The sequence below is a fragment of the Bradyrhizobium sp. CCBAU 51745 genome, from assembly GCF_028128715.1.
GTDB classification, from domain to species: Bacteria; Pseudomonadota; Alphaproteobacteria; order Rhizobiales; family Xanthobacteraceae; genus Bradyrhizobium; species Bradyrhizobium manausense.
Window position 1 is genome coordinate 25,931 of the sequence record NZ_LBJP01000073.1, and the last position, 15,205, is coordinate 41,135.

21 protein-coding genes are annotated in these 15,205 nt (G+C 62.7%); 15 read left to right on the forward strand and 6 right to left on the reverse strand.

Annotated elements, in window-relative coordinates:
- Positions 1–92: 92 nt before the first annotated feature.
- The 4 genes from greA (at position 93) to XH98_RS18240 (ending at position 3,263) form a co-directional block, all read left to right on the forward strand.
- A complete protein-coding gene (gene greA / locus XH98_RS18225; RefSeq protein ID WP_018318257.1) occupies positions 93–566 on the forward strand; it encodes a transcription elongation factor GreA in 474 nt (157 codons plus the stop codon).
- 150 nt (positions 567–716) lie between these two features.
- On the forward strand, positions 717–1,931 hold the full coding sequence (locus tag XH98_RS18230; RefSeq protein WP_271619477.1) for a hypothetical protein: 1,215 nt from the start codon (positions 717–719) through the stop codon (positions 1,929–1,931).
- A gap of 10 nt (positions 1,932–1,941) precedes the next feature.
- Positions 1,942–2,772: a glycoside hydrolase family 16 protein gene (locus XH98_RS18235; protein ID WP_271619478.1), complete on the forward strand. Its 831-nt coding sequence runs from the start codon at positions 1,942–1,944 to the stop codon at positions 2,770–2,772.
- Positions 2,773–2,867: 95 nt separating this feature from the next.
- Positions 2,868–3,263, forward strand: a complete 396-nt coding sequence (locus tag XH98_RS18240; protein WP_442868608.1) for a DoxX family protein — start codon at positions 2,868–2,870, stop codon at positions 3,261–3,263.
- Positions 3,264–3,483: 220 nt separating this feature from the next.
- Here XH98_RS18240 and XH98_RS18245 read toward each other — a convergent pair whose 3' ends face one another.
- The gene (locus tag XH98_RS18245; RefSeq protein ID WP_057741909.1) at positions 3,484–3,963 is read right to left on the reverse strand and encodes an Lrp/AsnC family transcriptional regulator; all 480 of its coding nucleotides are present in this window, start codon (positions 3,961–3,963) and stop codon (positions 3,484–3,486) included.
- A gap of 266 nt (positions 3,964–4,229) precedes the next feature.
- Between XH98_RS18245 and trxB the strand changes: the two genes are divergently transcribed.
- From trxB to XH98_RS18270, 5 genes are all read left to right on the forward strand, one after another.
- Positions 4,230–5,195: a thioredoxin-disulfide reductase gene (gene trxB / locus XH98_RS18250; protein WP_057741300.1), complete on the forward strand. Its 966-nt coding sequence runs from the start codon at positions 4,230–4,232 to the stop codon at positions 5,193–5,195.
- Between the two features lie 5 nt (positions 5,196–5,200).
- Positions 5,201–6,124 (forward strand): LysR family transcriptional regulator, encoded by a 924-nt coding sequence (locus XH98_RS18255; RefSeq protein WP_057741302.1) that lies wholly within the window; start codon positions 5,201–5,203, stop codon positions 6,122–6,124.
- Positions 6,125–6,570: 446 nt separating this feature from the next.
- Positions 6,571–7,479: a 4-hydroxy-tetrahydrodipicolinate synthase family protein gene (locus XH98_RS18260; RefSeq protein ID WP_271619479.1), complete on the forward strand. Its 909-nt coding sequence runs from the start codon at positions 6,571–6,573 to the stop codon at positions 7,477–7,479.
- Between the two features lie 152 nt (positions 7,480–7,631).
- Complete coding sequence (locus tag XH98_RS18265) at positions 7,632–7,778, forward strand: hypothetical protein (protein ID WP_167353956.1); 147 nt, start codon at positions 7,632–7,634, stop codon at positions 7,776–7,778.
- Between the two features lie 132 nt (positions 7,779–7,910).
- Positions 7,911–8,078, forward strand: a complete 168-nt coding sequence (locus tag XH98_RS18270) for a hypothetical protein (protein ID WP_157083341.1) — start codon at positions 7,911–7,913, stop codon at positions 8,076–8,078.
- Between the two features lie 75 nt (positions 8,079–8,153).
- Here XH98_RS18270 and XH98_RS18275 read toward each other — a convergent pair whose 3' ends face one another.
- From XH98_RS18275 to XH98_RS18285, 3 genes are read right to left on the reverse strand one after another with little or no spacing between them, the layout of a single operon-like run.
- Positions 8,154–8,831 (reverse strand): ParA family protein, encoded by a 678-nt coding sequence (locus tag XH98_RS18275; RefSeq protein ID WP_027575286.1) that lies wholly within the window; start codon positions 8,829–8,831, stop codon positions 8,154–8,156.
- Positions 8,828–9,166 carry a hypothetical protein gene (locus tag XH98_RS18280; protein ID WP_271596879.1) on the reverse strand — a complete coding sequence of 113 codons (339 nt, stop codon included), beginning with the start codon at positions 9,164–9,166 and terminating at the stop codon, positions 8,828–8,830. The genes XH98_RS18275 and XH98_RS18280 overlap by 4 nt, the downstream gene beginning before the upstream one ends.
- Before the next feature lie 47 nt (positions 9,167–9,213).
- Positions 9,214–9,561 (reverse strand): hypothetical protein, encoded by a 348-nt coding sequence (locus XH98_RS18285; protein ID WP_271596878.1) that lies wholly within the window; start codon positions 9,559–9,561, stop codon positions 9,214–9,216.
- Positions 9,562–10,009: 448 nt separating this feature from the next.
- Here XH98_RS18285 and XH98_RS18290 point away from each other — a divergent pair, with 448 nt between their 5' ends.
- From XH98_RS18290 to XH98_RS18305, 4 genes are all read left to right on the forward strand, one after another.
- Positions 10,010–10,954, forward strand: coding sequence for an AEC family transporter (locus XH98_RS18290; protein ID WP_271596877.1), 945 nt, complete (start codon positions 10,010–10,012; stop codon positions 10,952–10,954).
- A gap of 113 nt (positions 10,955–11,067) precedes the next feature.
- On the forward strand, positions 11,068–11,415 hold the full coding sequence (locus tag XH98_RS18295) for a hypothetical protein (RefSeq protein WP_271619480.1): 348 nt from the start codon (positions 11,068–11,070) through the stop codon (positions 11,413–11,415).
- A gap of 177 nt (positions 11,416–11,592) precedes the next feature.
- Positions 11,593–12,498, forward strand: coding sequence for a hypothetical protein (locus XH98_RS18300; RefSeq protein WP_271619481.1), 906 nt, complete (start codon positions 11,593–11,595; stop codon positions 12,496–12,498).
- Positions 12,499–12,752: 254 nt separating this feature from the next.
- Entirely contained in the window at positions 12,753–13,154 is a 402-nt protein-coding gene (locus XH98_RS18305) for a nuclear transport factor 2 family protein (RefSeq protein WP_271596874.1), read from the forward strand.
- Between the two features lie 88 nt (positions 13,155–13,242).
- On the opposite strand, the gene XH98_RS18310 is transcribed toward XH98_RS18305, so the two are convergent.
- Together XH98_RS18310 and tenA are read right to left on the reverse strand one after the other, a co-directional pair.
- Positions 13,243–13,413 carry a hypothetical protein gene (locus XH98_RS18310; RefSeq protein ID WP_220004600.1) on the reverse strand — a complete coding sequence of 57 codons (171 nt, stop codon included), beginning with the start codon at positions 13,411–13,413 and terminating at the stop codon, positions 13,243–13,245.
- A gap of 79 nt (positions 13,414–13,492) precedes the next feature.
- Positions 13,493–14,182, reverse strand: coding sequence for a thiaminase II (tenA, locus tag XH98_RS18315; protein ID WP_271596873.1), 690 nt, complete (start codon positions 14,180–14,182; stop codon positions 13,493–13,495).
- Here tenA and XH98_RS18320 point away from each other — a divergent pair.
- Both XH98_RS18320 and XH98_RS18325 read left to right on the forward strand, forming a co-directional pair.
- Positions 14,120–14,524: a type II toxin-antitoxin system HigB family toxin gene (locus XH98_RS18320; RefSeq protein ID WP_271619482.1), complete on the forward strand. Its 405-nt coding sequence runs from the start codon at positions 14,120–14,122 to the stop codon at positions 14,522–14,524. The genes tenA and XH98_RS18320 overlap by 63 nt on opposite strands.
- Positions 14,524–14,907, forward strand: coding sequence for a helix-turn-helix domain-containing protein (locus XH98_RS18325; RefSeq protein ID WP_271596871.1), 384 nt, complete (start codon positions 14,524–14,526; stop codon positions 14,905–14,907). Before XH98_RS18320 ends, XH98_RS18325 begins: the two co-directional genes overlap by 1 nt.
- Positions 14,908–15,205 lie beyond the last annotated feature (298 nt).

Here is a 15,205-nt window from a genome sequence, read left to right on the forward strand (position 1 = left end):
GGCCGTGTGCTCGGATCTGGAAAGCACTGACGAATCAGGGTTGCCGCGCCCTCCGTTTTCGGTGGGCGCGCGACTGGAAGACGAGAGAAAAGATGGAAAAGGTTCCGATGACTGCGAGCGGCTTTGCCGCGCTCGGGGAAGAATTGAAGAAGCGCCAGTCCGAGGACCGTCCGCGCATCATTGAGCATATCGCGGAAGCGCGCTCCCACGGCGACCTCTCCGAAAACGCGGAATACCATGCCGCGAAGGAAGAGCAGTCCCATAATGAGGGCCGCATCGCCGAGCTCGAGGACAAGCTCGCGCGGGCCGACATCATCGACATTTCCAAGCTCTCCGGCGACACCATCAAGTTCGGTGCAACCGTGACGCTGGTCGACGAGGACACCGAGAAGAAGACGGTGTGGCAGATCGTCGGCGAGGTCGAGGCCGACGCCAAGAAAGGCCGGATCTCCATCACCTCGCCGCTGGCGCGCGCGCTGATCGGCAAGAAGAAAGGCTCGACCGTCGAGGTCAACGCCCCCGGCGGCGCCAAGGCCTACGAAATCACCAAGGTGGAGTGGCGGTAACGCGCCGCTCACGAAAAAGACATCAGGGCCGCGCACTGCGGCCCTTTTTGTTGCGGCGCGATCCGAGGATTCAGCGATCATTCACAACGCGCTTGCCATGGTGGCTCTCGCGGTGCCGCGCGATGTGCGGTTGGAATTGGAAATGCGCCGATGCAACGGAGGATTTGGCTCGAAAGCTGGATCCCGCGCAGCATCGTGCTCGCAATCTGGCTCTCTTTCGCACAAGCCGGCGCGGCCGCAACACTCTCATCACCGGTGAGCTGGGGCTCGCCAGACCAGCCTTGGGGTCAGCGCAGGGCCGTCACCGCCGCAGATCGGAGCGCGATCGCGGCTTACCGGTCCGGTCGCAAGGCCCCGATCTTCGCGACGAATTTCACCAGCGTCTCGGAGCTGCAGTCGGATTGGAGCGCGGTCAGCGACGACAATGCGGGCAATCAGTCGTGTCGCCGTCCCGGCAACATCGAATCCTCGACCGCCGGACTGCGGCTCAAGACCCTGCTCGCGAACGGCTGCCGTGCCCGCTGGTCGACCGGCTATGTCGCGAGCAAGGCCACATACGCCTACGGGTTCTTCGAGGCGCGCATCAAGATCGGCGACGTCATGAGCGCCGGAATTCTGCCCGGCACCGTTCAGGCAGGCGACGTGCTCCGCGGCGTCAATTTCGTTCGTCCGATCCAGTTCAGTCTGGAGGAGCAGAATGCAAAGCTGAACGAACTGCAGGCTGCAGGCGTGCAAGTCATGCGCTTCGGCATGTATGCGCAGGATAAGGACAAGAACCTCGACTTCATCAAGCGCGCCCAAGCCCATCACATCTCAACGGTCCTCATCCTCCACGGCCTCTACACGCCCGGCGCCCCGGAGCGACGCCTCAACAAGCACACGCCGCTCCTGCCGACGAGCCTTGTCGACATTGAACAGGAAGGACCCTGGCCGACGCCCAAGCCCTATGACGGGGTCAGTGTCCTGGCTGCGATCGCCTTCTTTCGGGCTCACGGACTCGACCGGTTGGTCGATGCCTATAACCTTCACACCTATCCCTGGGGCGATCGTCCCGGTGACAAGACTTCGGCCATCCATCGCATGCGCCGTCTAGGGGCGCTGGTCGATCCGATCTGCGGCACGAACGGCAAGCCGTGCTGGATCACGGAGTGGGGCTTTGCCTATGCGAGCAAGGCTTGCCCCGCCTCCGAGGAGAGAGATCACGCGCTCCTCGTGCAGGAGATGATTGGCGATTTCACACGGCTTGCGAAGGAAGGCCGGCTCACGGGCCTGATCTACTATTCCTGGACCGGCGATGGGCAATTCGACCTCACCCGATGCGGCAGCATCAGCGACGCTGGCAGGCAGGTCCTGGCACCTTTTTGAGGAGTGTCTCGTGATTGGCACAAGACGGTTCCGGCTGAGCACAACCTTCGCAGCCTCCTTCATCCTCGGCATGGTTTCGGGACATGCGTCGCTTGCCGCGACGCTGCAAAAGCTGACCTGGGGCAATCCTGACCAGCCCTGGGGAACGCGACGGCCAGTGACGGAGGCCGATCGAAAAGCGATCACGCAATTCCGGACAGGGCACGACAAGCCGGTCTTCGGGGCCGACTTTACCGATCCACGGACGCTCAATTCCAACTGGCTGCTGCAATCGGATGATTACCTGAAATCCTGCCGGCGTCCGGAAAACGTCGTTGCCAGCGCTGCGGGCCTGTTGCTCCGGACTGGGGCGAGCCCCGGCTGCCATGCGCGATGGTCGACCGGCTTCATGATCAGTCGGCAGCATTTCGGCTACGGATACTACGAAGCAAGCATCAAGGCGGCCGACATCGACGGTCTTAACAACGCCTTCTGGCTCGTTACGGAGGATCATTTCGAAATTGACGTCTGCGAGGTGCACTTTCCCAACATCGATCGCATGACGCTGCACGACAACAACAGGATCGACGGCAAATTTCCGATCGCGGTCGGTTTCGACAGCCGTTTCGCCGAGAATTTCTCCGGTGCGTTCCACGACTTCGGCGTGCTGTGGACGGCGAACGACATTGTGTTCGCGGTCGACGGCGAGCCCGTCGCAGCGATCCGTACCAACGGCTCGATCACGGGTCGGACCGACATCCGCTTTTCCACGGCTCTGATGGACTATGCCGGCAAGATCCCGGCCGATCCCGTCGGCCACGACATGGCCGTGCGGCGGCTGCGGGTTTATGCGATCCCCTGAACGGCGCCGCCCGTCGGCCGCGCCGACAGGATTGTGAACCGGCCATTCCTCCGCCATGCTGAGGCCCGCAGCATTGGCGGCCTCAGGAGATCACGATGGACATCGATCGCATCGCTGCGCAAAGCCAGCCCTATCTGCTCAGCCTCTTCCGCTTCATCACCGGGCTAATGTTCTTTCACTATGGCGTAGCCAAGCTGTTCAAGTTTCCGCCGGTGGAAATGTTTGCCGACGTGACGCCGTTGTCGCTCTGGGGTATCGCCGGCATGCTCGAATTCGTGCTCGGCGGTCTCTTGATGATTGGCCTGTTCACGCGGCTGGCGGCCTTCATCCTGTCCGGTGAGATGGCCTTCGCCTATTTCATCGAGCACATGCCGCACAGCTTCTTTCCCGTCGTCAACGACGGCGCGCTTGCGATCGTGCTGTGCTTCGCGTGCCTGTTCCTCGCAGCCGCTGGAAGCGGTCCGATCAGCGTGGATGCGCTGCGGCGGTAACCCTGCTCCCCGCCGTCATTGCGAACGCGAATCCATCACCGTCACCCCCGCGCAACGGCGAAGCCGTTGTCGCTGGAGGCGCTCGCCTGTTCGGCCAGCCTCGAGGGGCGACGGCCCAACTGCCAGCTTGGCCGTTCATCCTTCGAGGCTCCCGGCGCGATGCTTCGCATCGCGCCACTCGGGACCTCAGGATGACGGAACTGCTATGCCGTTTTGGAAGCTACCTTCTTCCCTTCACGTCGAGCGGCACCGCCGCCTCGTATTTCGAATTGTGCAGCACCAGCGAGGTGCGCACGTTGCGCACGTGCGGCGCCGCGGTCAGGTGCGTCACAAAGTCCTGGAAGGTCGCCATGTCAGGGGCGACACATTTGAGGATGAAATCGACCTCGCCGGACAGCATCCAGCATTCCCGCACCAAGGGCTCGGCGCGGACGAACTCCTCGAAGGCGCGCAGATCCGCCTCCGCCTGGCTGGAGAGGTGCACGGCGGCGAACACCGTGACGTCGAAACCGAGCTTTCGCGCGTCCAGCAGCCCGCGGTAGCCGTGGATATAGCCCTCCTCCTCCAGTGCTCGGACCCGGCGCAGGCAGGGTGGAGGCGAAATACCGACCCGTTTGGCGAGCTCGACATTGGTGATTCGACCGTCGGCCTGGATTTCGGACAGGATCTTGAGGTCGATCTCGTCTAGGTTCCGCGACACGTGATTGGAACTCCTGGCCTTATCGGCGGTATTCGGTGGGTCTGTCGCAATCCTCATAGCCAGTCTGCGCCAAATGAGCAATTTTATTGCGCGTGCAGCGCAATCGACTTTTGTTCCTTGTTGGAAAAATCCGCCGAGAGGGAATGCAATTCTTGCATAGCTCACCAGAACGCTTAGATTAGCTCTGATATTTCAGCGCCTCCGCGAGGCCTCCCGGCACGTTCCGCGCCCGCGCTGCAAATCCCCCGTGAAAGGCGTCCATCGAAATGTCCGCTCCTGTTCATGCAAAGGTCATCATCATTGGCTCCGGCCCCGCCGGCTACACCGCCGCGATCTACGCCGCGCGCGCGATGCTCGAGCCGATCTTGATCCAGGGCATGCAGGCCGGCGGCCAGCTCACCATCACCACCGACGTCGAGAACTATCCGGGCTTCGCCGACGTGATCCAGGGCCCCTGGCTGATGGAACAGATGGAAAAGCAGGCAGTGCATGTCGGCACCAGGATCGTGACCGACCTGGTGATCAAGCTCGACACCTCGCAGCGGCCGTTCCGCCTCACCTGCGACTCCGGCGATGTCTATCTCGCCGACACCGTGATCCTCGCCACCGGCGCGCAGGCGCGCTGGCTCGGGCTGCCCTCTGAAGCGAAATTCCAGGGTGGCGGCGTCTCGGCCTGCGCCACCTGCGACGGCTTCTTCTACCGCAACAAGGAGGTCGTGGTGGTCGGCGGCGGCAATACCGCGGTCGAGGAAGCGCTGTACCTGACCAACCACGCCTCGCAGGTCACCATCGTGCATCGCCGCGATCATTTCCGCGCCGAGCGCATCCTGCAGGAGCGCCTGTTCAAGCACCCGAAGATCAAGGTGATCTGGGACTGTGCGGTCGACGAGATCTGCGGCACTGAAAACCCGAACAAGGTCACCCATGTCCGCCTCAAGAACGTCAAGACCGGCGCGCTGACGGATGTGAAGACCGACGGCGTCTTCATCGCCATCGGCCACGCCCCGGCAACCGAGCTGGTGAAAGACAAGGTCAAGCTGAAACCGTCGGGCTATGTCGAGGTCGCCCCGAACTCGACCGCGACGTCCGTGCCCGGCTTGTTCGCCGCGGGTGACGTCGCCGACGAAACCTATCGCCAGGCCGTGACGGCCGCAGGCCTCGGCTGCATGGCAGCGCTCGAGGCCGAACGTTTCTTGGCCCTGCGCGCCAGCGAGCGCGCGGCAGCGGAATAACGATCATGCCCCGAACACGCGACGGATTCACGGATATGGACTGGGACAAGCTGAAGGTGTTTCACGCGGCGGCAGAAGCGGGCAGCTTCACGCATGCGGGGGAGCAGCTCGGCCTGTCGCAATCGGCGGTCTCGCGCCAGGTTTCGGCGCTGGAACAGGAGCTCTCGGTCTCGCTGTTCCACCGCCATGCCCGCGGCCTGATCCTCACCGAGCAGGGCGACCTGTTGTTCCGCACCGCGCATGACGTGTTCATGCAGCTGCAGGCGGCGCGCGCCAAACTGACCGACAGCCGCGAACGGCCGAGCGGCGATCTCAAGATCACCACCACGCCCGGCGTCGGCATCAATTGGTTGATCCCGCGGCTCGGCGAATTCACCGCGCTCTACCCGGAGATCCGGATCTCGCTGATCGTCACCGACGAGGAACTGGATCTGTCCATGCGCGAGGCCGACGTTGCGATCCGCACCCGCAAGCCGACGCAGCCGGATCTTATCCAGCGCAAGCTGTTCGCGATGGGCTTCCACGCCTATTGCTCGCCGGAATACATCAAGCGCTTCGGCACGCCGCGCACGCTGGAGGAGCTCGACTCCCACCGCATCATCACGCTCTCCGACGGCAACTTCGCGCCGCATCTGCAGAACCGCAACTGGCTGGTCGAAGCTGCGCGCAACGGCTCGGGTCCGCGCGAGGCCTATTTCAAGGTCAACAACATCCTCGGCCTGGTGCGCGCGTGCCAGCAGGGCCTCGGCATCGCCGCGCTGCCCGACTACCTTGTCGAAGACCAGAGCCGCCTCGTACAACTGTTCGGCGAATCGGATTCGATCCAGCTCGACACCTATTTCGTCTATCCGGAAGAGCTGAAGACGGTCGCGCGCGTGCAGGTGTTCCGCGACTTCGTGGTGAGCAAGGCGCAGCGCTGGCCGTCCTGATTTCCGCATGTCTGACATGCGACCTCGGCTGTTGCTGCATGGCGCTGGAGAAGCCCATAATGTTTGCACGCTGAGCCTTCGCGTTGCGCATTTGTCCCCCTCCTCCAGTGGCGCGGGAGTTCAGTAATCCCTCTTGGAAGGTGATTGTGTCGGCCTCACGTGGCCAATACCTAAGCCGGGCCCTCGGGTCCGGCTTTTTTTCTGCCCAATCAGGCTTTCGCCCTCCGCGTGTATTGACAGTTTTGGGCATGGCCCGCATCATTTCCCAATGATCACGAAGTCGTGCGCAATCGTTTCGAAAAAAGGCCCCCATCCGGGGACCTCGGATTTTTGCGCGCGCTAGCTGACTTCGTCATCGCTGCCAAATCCCGAAAACCCCGCCGCCTGGACGGGGTTTTTTCATGTGCCCTCCGTCTCAGGTCCATCACCGAGAAGGAGATAGGAACATGACTGATTTGCGAACCCACATGCATGGGCTGTGGCTGCCGCTGGTGACGCCGTTTCGGAACGGTCGTCTCGACCAGAACTCGCTGCGGCGACTGACGCGGCACTACGCCGCGCAAGCCATCGACGGCTTCATCCTGGGGGCGACCTCGGGCGAAGGCATGACGCTGCGCGAGGCCGAGCTCGAACGCCTCGTTGCCATCGTCCGCGACGAGATGGCGGCGGGATGCCGCAACGTTCCGATCGGCCTCGGGCTGTCCGGCGCGGACACCTCGCGGATGAAGGAGCGGCTGGATGAGACCGCGGACTGGCCGATCGACTTCTATCTGATCGCGAGCCCCTATTACGTGCGGCCGTCGCAGCGCGGGATCGTTGCGCATTTCGAGGCGCTGGCCGATCACGCCGCCTGGCCGCTCGCGCTCTACAACATCCCCTATCGCTGCGCGGTCGGGATCACCAACCAGACCATGCTGCGGCTCGCCGAGCATCCCAACATCGTGGGCTTGAAGGATTGCAGCGCGAGCCGCGAGCAGTCGGTCGCGCTGCTGCGCGACCGGCCGAAGGATTTCCGCGTGCTCACCGGCGAGGATGCCAATTATCTCGAGGCGCTCAGCGACGGTGCTGACGGCGGCATCCTGCTGTCCGCTCATCTCGAGACCGCGACGTTCGCGGCAGTCTATGGCGAGCTGAAGCAAGGCAATGCCGACGCGGCCGCGGCGCGCTGGCAAGAGGTCGCCGAGCTGACGCGGCTGTTGTTCACCGAACCGAGCCCGGCGCCGGCGAAGTACTGGCTGTGGCGGACGGGCCTGATCGACAGCCCCGAGGTGCGCCTGCCGATGGTGGAGGTCAGCAGCGAGCTCGCCGCCACGCTCGACCGCGAGATCGAACGGCGGATGAAGGTTGCGGCGTAGCTCTTCGCTCGCCTCTCCCCGCGTGCGGGGAGAGGCGCCTTGGTTAACCGCACACCAACGCGCTTCGCAGCTGCCGCATGGCGCATCCACGTCTCGTTTACGCAATGGCGCCTATCGTTCCCCAGCAACGTCTTTCAAAAGGGGGAAGGACCATGAGGCAACGCGTTCGCCCGACTGCGGCGGAAATATTCGCGCCTGCCGATCTTTTGCGGGGAATTTTGGTGGTGTCGTCGTTCGGCTTCTGGGCCGTGATGCTCGGCCTGATGCCGGTGCTGCTATTCCGGCTCTGGCTCGCCTGACGAGGCAAGGCCGCGGCGATGGTTAATCCGTGGTGGCAAATGCGCTCAAAATGCGAGCGTGGCGCTGAGCCGGAATTTTAAAACATCCCGCGTATCGTTCTCCCCATAAGCGAAGAAATCGCGGGGGCGATCTTGAACAATCAGAACGATATGGTGCCGCATTACGGCGCCACGCCAAGCTTCGACGACAGCGAGCAGCAGGGCTTTTCCACCGGAGACATTCTCTGGGCCGCCGGCGTCTGGTCGGTGATCCTGACGTTGTCGCCGGTGATCGTGTTCTACATGCTGATGGTGGCGTAACGTCACCATCAACCCCTGAAAACGCAAAACGCGCGGGATGCCGCGCGTTTGTCGTCCGGGGAAATGATTGATGAATTATGCCGCCTGCTTGTGCATTGCGCCGGATGCCGACGCCGTGCCGCGAATAGCTTTTACTGAACGCTCGATCGCTGCCCACAGTCTTGCAATTTCCTGGGCCGCACGGCTTTCGGCCTGATACTCACGCGCGCCTTCGCCGTGGCTGAGTGCCATCAACAAATCCGAACGATTGGTGATCTGACCGCCCCAAACAGGAGCGCGGAACTTGGCCAGCGCCTCGCGGGCGATGGTGACGATCGGGCTTTCGGCTTCGTCGCGGCGCGCCGGTGCGCCGTTGAGCACGACCGCGTAGGGCTTGCGCGCCGCGCGGCACATCTGGATGGTTTCCTGCACCGCGTTGACGTCGAACACGCCGGGCCGCGCCGGAATGATCACCATCGTCGCGTTGCGGATCGCATCATCGACCACGGCCGACAGGTTCGGCGGCGTGTCGATCAGCACCCACTCGTAACCGTCGCGCTTGGCCGCGGAGACGATGCCGCTGACCGAATTCACGGCCGCCTTGATCGGCGGCTCGTTGGTGCCCCGCAGCTTGTGCCACAGCGTCAGCGAACCCTGCGGGTCCGCATCCACCAGCATCACCTGCTTGCTCGCCTTGATCTGCGCAGCGAGATGTGCAGCCAGGGTACTCTTGCCCGAGCCGCCTTTGCGCGATGCGAAAACAATTACATTCATCCTCTGGCCTCCAGATTGACCCCAGGCCGAGAAAATGAATCACCGCGCTGATTCGGGAAAGAAAAATTTATCGGCTGTCGTGCCGGCGCCATGAAATAACAAGACATGTTGGCTTTTGAGTCACACTGCCTTGTGCGGCTGATGACATCAACCATCATGAACTGCAGACCACGCCGGCAATTCCAAATCTCTTCAAGCAGGACAACCTTGCCGCGCAAATTCTCGCGATGCTTTTTTTCAGCAGAGCGAAGCAGCGATGGCTGCAAGCCGGCGCGCTGACCTCGCGCGAACAAAACGAGTCCGGTGGCTGTCGCGTGGCTGGTGTCGCCCTTCACGTCACGATGGCGCGCGGGGCATGAGGAGGTTTCGCGAAGGAACGTGCCTAGCCGTCGTCGGTCTTTTTCTTCTTCGCCTTCGGCTTGGCCTTCTTGGCGGTCTTCGGCGCGATCCTGGTGGGCTGACCGGCAACCGGCTCCGGCCCGCGGCGGAAGAACACCGCGCATGGCGGCGACAGCTGCGCCTTCTTCTGGATCATGCAGGCGGTGATGGCATCGACGTTGGGCACGAACTCGCCGCACAGCCGCATCGCATCCGGCGTGCAGGCCTGCTGCTGCTCGGGCGTGTAGGCAAAGCCAGCGCCCGGCTGGAGCAGAACGGCGAGGGCAACCCCAAAGGTCGCAGCAGCCATGAACTTAGCAGCCATGGACGTCGTGACGCGAGATACCGGCATCGATCCCCCCAAATGTCGAACAGGACGGGAGTGTGGGTGAACGGGCGTTGGTTGGCAACGAGGGCCGAGGCGAAAACGGCGACCTGTGCGCTCCCGGCAACAGCGGCGGGGCGCCGTCTTCTCCGCTGTCGTCGTCCGGCTTTGTGCGCAGTTGCGCACCGGGGCGGGTGACCCAGTACGCCGAGACGGTTGTGATGGAGCCGAAGGGCTGCGGCGTACTGGATCCCCCGCCTGCGCGGGGGATGACAGCGGTGGTGTGGTGGTCGATCCCCAAACCGCGAAAACAACCCCATGCACAGTAGCCATGGCCCTGGGCCGCTTCACGGAATCCCGCCTCCTGCGGATTTTACGAATTTTCCTTTGACTTGTCGGGCAAAACACCGGCATGATGGCAGCATCGAGAGGCGCGTGGGGTGGTCGGCCGAAATCCCCGTGAGGGGAGGACCGCATGGCCACCATGTTGATCGTCGCGCCGGTGTTTGCGCTGATCGCGGCCGGCTATGCGGCGGTGCTGTTTCGCTTCGTCTCCGAGGGCGCGCACAAGGGCATCTCCGAATTCGCCTTCAGCATCGCGATCCCCGCGCTGCTGTTCCGCACCATCGTGGTGTCGGAATTCCCCGACGTCAGCCCGTGGCGCATGTGGGGCGCCTATTACGGCGCGCTCGCCATCACCTGGATCGCGGCGCTGCTGATCTCGGCGCTGCTCCGCCAGCGGCGCGAGGACCATGAGGACGGCGTCGTGTTCGCGATCGGCTCGGTCTACGGCAACATCGTCATGTTGGGGATTCCCCTGGTGCTCTCCGCGCTCGGCAACGAGGCGGCCGGCCCGATGTCGCTGATCCTGTCGGTGAACACGCCGCTGCTCTGGCTCTGCGGCATCCTGCAGATGGAGCTGGTCAGCCGCAAGCGCACCGGCTCGGTGCTCTCGGTGATCTGGCCCATCCTCGCAGACCTCGCCAAGAACCCGCTGATGCTGGGGATCGGCTTCGGCGTGATCTGGCGCTTCACCGGCCTTGGCCTTGCACCCGTCGTCGACAAGACCATCGAGCTGCTGGCGCAGGCGGGATCGCCGGCCGCGCTGATCGCGCTCGGCATCACCCTGTTCCGCTTCGAGGTGAAGGGCGAGATGACAAGCGTCGCCGCGATCAGCGCACTCAAGCTGCTGGCGATGCCGACGGTGGCCTTCGCGCTGGCCAAGCTCTTGAACCTGCCGCCTGTCGTGACCGGCGTCGTCGTGCTGTTCGCGGCGATGCCGACAGGCGCGAATGCCTACATCTTCGCGGTTCAGTATCAGCGGATGGTGAACCCGGTCTCGGGCGCGGTGGCGCTGTGCACGCTGCTGGCCGCAGTGACGCTGCCGGTGGTGGTGATGGTGGTGGCTGGGGTGAGGTAGCAGAGAGCCTTAAACAGCCGATACCCGCGCGGTGAGAGCCCCGCAGCGCCACGCGATAGCCATTTTGGTCCAGCTCAATTCGGCCGGAATAACGGTCGATGTGGTGGGCTTGAGTGATCACCCCGGGCAGATACTCCGTTTGGTTCAAGACGCCGGTCGGCGAAGGCGCCGGTGTGGTCGAGTTCGGTCCCGACGGAAAACTCGCCGGCGGCGATTCCACCTTTGCCTATGCGGGACACTGGACGCAGCAGGGCAAGCACTTCAAAGCTACTCTTTCCGCCCGACGCGTCGAACCGGGGCCGCCCGGCGTGTTCGGATTGGATGAGATCGACATCGTGGTGTCGGGGCGGTCGGTGGATGGCTCGTCGACGTTGTGCACGGGCTTTGCGAAGCAAGCGCCGGGCTTGAGGCTCGAGGTGGAGCTTGTGCGGATTCTTGGCGATCGCGACGAAGGCGCGTAAATCGGACTTAGCCGGCGTTTGCGCGTACTCGGGAGGATCGGGAGTTTAGGTTCTTGATCCGGCAATCACCCGTGAACCAGGACCGATCTGTCGTCGACAAATTGGCTGCATACGCGCGTTGCTGATGGCACGGCGCCCTTGCGCTCGGTCCGATGACTGATCCGAAGGAGACCGATCTTGCGCCTGCCATGGCCGCTTCTGTTCGGATATGCCGTCGTCAACAATTGGTTCGTGACCATACCGCTGGCGCTCGCGTTGGCATTTTCGGCCTGGTATGGCTCGCCCTGGATCGGCGGATTGCGCTTTGTATTGATCGCTTGCGCCGCCTTTCTGACATTGCCATTTCCCGCGGCCGGCGCCCTCTATCTTTACCAGAGCTACGACGCAACCAAATATTGGCGCACGCTCGAGACCGCCGAGACCATCGCTGATTTGCCTTTGCCGGCCGGCAGCAAAATCCAGTTCGCCGACAAGGCGCATTCCATCGTCGTCTCGATCGAGCTGCCGCACGTGACCGAGATCCTCGGCATGCGGATCACGGGAACGCTCAAGCCGTGGAAGAGACAGGGCAATGACGTCACGCATTGGGGCGGCGATCTGCACGGCTATCAAATCATCGACGGATTGCCGTGCAAAGGTGGGCCCTACGCGAACGACCGGTTCGGCGGCGTTCTGTTCGATAAGGACGGTACGCTTCACCGCTTCACGCTCGGTGCGCCGCACGAGCTGCTCGGGCTGAAGCTGCCGGCCCAGACGACGATCCGACGCGGCAACGACGCGGAGCCCTGGAGCTTTCTTCTCTCGGCGAGCGAAGCCTACATCCCGATGCTGGACACGATGGCCCCGGTCGGAGTCACGTTGGACGTTGCCGGTGATGGGCGGCTGGTGCGCATCCGGTCGGGACACGGCCAGACGATCGTCCTTCGTGGCGTGCCGTTGAACAGCGGGAGCTTCGAAGTGCGGGGCAGGACCGTCGTCTCACAGCTTGCCGAACCATTCGCGGTCGCTGGAGACATGCGACCGGCCGGCACCTGGTTGCGGATCGGTTTGGATACGGGAGAGATCTCGCTCATGAGCGAGTGATGAGATCCGCCGGTGTTCGGGGTGCACGGCTGACGCATCGTTTCGCGCTCTATGGAGAGCGGCGGCGGCCAAGAAGAGATGGGTTTCGCAAGGGCTCACCCCATCCTACGCGCTGCAGGCGCGCAAGGGCGGTGGCAGTGCACGAAATCGCCCGGGAGTTTGGTGCACTGTCAGCCGATCTCGGCAAGCCGGGCATGATTTTGCCTCCGCACGCAAAAGTAGCTACTCTGAGCTGATATCACGGGGAGGCAGATATGGATCGCGAGGCAATGCTCGAAATCATCAGGCACGCTTACGCCGCGCGCGGCAAGGGTGACGTGAACGGCCTGGTAGCAGCTTTTCATCCCGAGGGTTGGTTCAACCTGGTGGGCGACAGCAGCGCGCTGCATCTGACGGGAAGCGTGCAGGGGCACCAGTCGCTGCTCGCGGCTTTCGGTCAATTCATCGCGCATTTCGACTTCCAGAAGCGCGAGATCCTGACCGAGGTGGTCGAGGGAGATCATGCGGCCGTCCGGTCCCGCCTTGTCATTCGACACAATCCAAGTGGAAAGGTCTTCAGCACCGAGGTGCTGGACCTCTTCAAGTTTCAGGATGGCAAGATCGTCGAGCTGATCGAGTACGCGGACACTGCGCTCGTCAAGGCTGTCATCTCCTGACACGCGATGGGCCGGCAGGATCTACCGTCGCAACTTCGTTCCGGGGTGGATGCTTCTTCACCGTCAAACTGGCGCAGCGGAAGCTCGGCTAGGCAGCCCAGTCCATGATCGCGTCAATGAATGTTTTGGCCTGGCGGATCGCATCCAGCCTCGTCGCGCAGACACCGACCGACACTGTCCGGCCCTTCCCCACGGTCCACTTCCAACCATAGGGGTAGCTCATTTCAACGATGGAAAAGCTGACGCCGCGATGTTCCACGGAGGACCTCCGCTGACATGTTGCTATGCGAAAAGGGTACGCCAAATGGCGAATCTGGTCCAGCGGGACAGCTCGGCCATCATGGGCCGAAACCGCTATTCACAGGCTGGCCCGCGCGCCAGGCCATCTCCCAGAAGTCGGCCTCGAGCCGGGTGGCTTCCTTGAAGATCGCAATCAGCTCGGCCTCGCGGGCCGGCGTGGCGTAGAGATCGGCAAGATGCTCCAGATGCGCCCGCGCCTTGGCCGCGACCTCCTGGTACGGCGCGCCGGCGTACTCGGCGATCCAGACGCGATAGGCGTTCGTCGTAGCCTCAGCATCGGGGCGCGAGGCGAGCCGCGTTGCGATCTCGGCGTAGCCGATCACGCAAGGCGCAAGCGCCACCTTGAGCGCCAGCAGATCGCCGCGCATTCCCGCATCGAGCACATAGCGTGTATAGGCCAGCATCTCGGCCGCCGGAGCGGCCTGTTCAAGGTCGACCGGGGACAGAGCCCAATCCGCACAGAGCTTCACATGCAGGTTCATCTCGACATCGAGGATGGCCGACAGGCCGGACGCTGCTTCACGCATGTCGGCAAGCCTGGGCGACTTGTAGACCGCGAGCGCGTAGGCGCGGGCAAACTCGATGAGGAACAGATAATCCTGAACGAGGTAGTGACGGAACGCAGCTTCGGGGAGCGAGCCGTCCGCCAATCCGCTCGTGAAGGGATGCTCGGCGTAGGCCCGCCACTCGGCGGATGCTGCTGTCTTGAGACGCTCGAAGAAGCTCACGATCTCTCCCGCCTGGCTCGCGATGCACGTCGTTGGACCGCTAGCGATAGCGCATTGCGTGGCGGGGAGCTACGGTGTGCTGTCACTGCAATTCTGCGGCCAAATCTCCGTTCAGGCGCGGCAGGCAGGCGAGCCGCCGCCCCCCGGGCATCCAGCGGGGGCTCGCTAGTTTTTCTGACCGGATTTATTGCAGCTCATGAAGTTCGTTGCGAGCTTTCTCGATATGTATTTTCTTTACCCTATCGCCTCATCGCGCACTTTGCGTACCTCCACAAAACCGCGCTCATCAAATTTGTCGGTACGCACAACGACTACGACAAGATAGATGCGGAGACGGTGTGATGATGGATGTTCGACCTCTCCATAACGAGGATGACTACAACTGGGCGATTGGCGAAGTGACTCGTTATTTCGAGGCTCAGCCCGCAATCGGCACGCCCGAGAGCGACAGGTTTGAGGTGCTCGCAACTCTCATCCGAGAGTACGAGGACGCCCACTTCGAAATTCCGCATGTCGATCCAGTGGAGGTCCTGGAATTCGCGATTCAATCCATGGGAAAAACTCAGGCTGGCCTCAGCGAACTCATCGGACGGAATCGCGCGTCTGAGATCCTGAATCGCGTCCGCCCGTTGACGCTCGATATGATCCGCACAATCAGCGCTGAATGGCACATCCCCATTGAGCTGCTCGCCTCCCAGTATGAATTGGCCAAGGCTCAGGCGTAGTCCTTTCTGCCTGGCCATCAGGGGTTTGTGCCGCGCGAGTAGCGACACAAGCTTCAGCTCAACAGCTTCGGAGATACAGCGCTGGTACAGTTGGGTGGGCTCGAACCACCGACCTCCTGTTCCACAGACAGAATAGTGCCTCCGCCGGATTTACGCCTCGCTACGCCGGACCACTAATATCACAACAATTTCAACATGATATCTCGCCGTAACCACGCTGTCGTTCGCTCCGACTAGCGTTGTTGTGGTAGCTACGTGGTAGCTACGTGGTAGCTACGTCGTAGCTAGGAGCACGAAA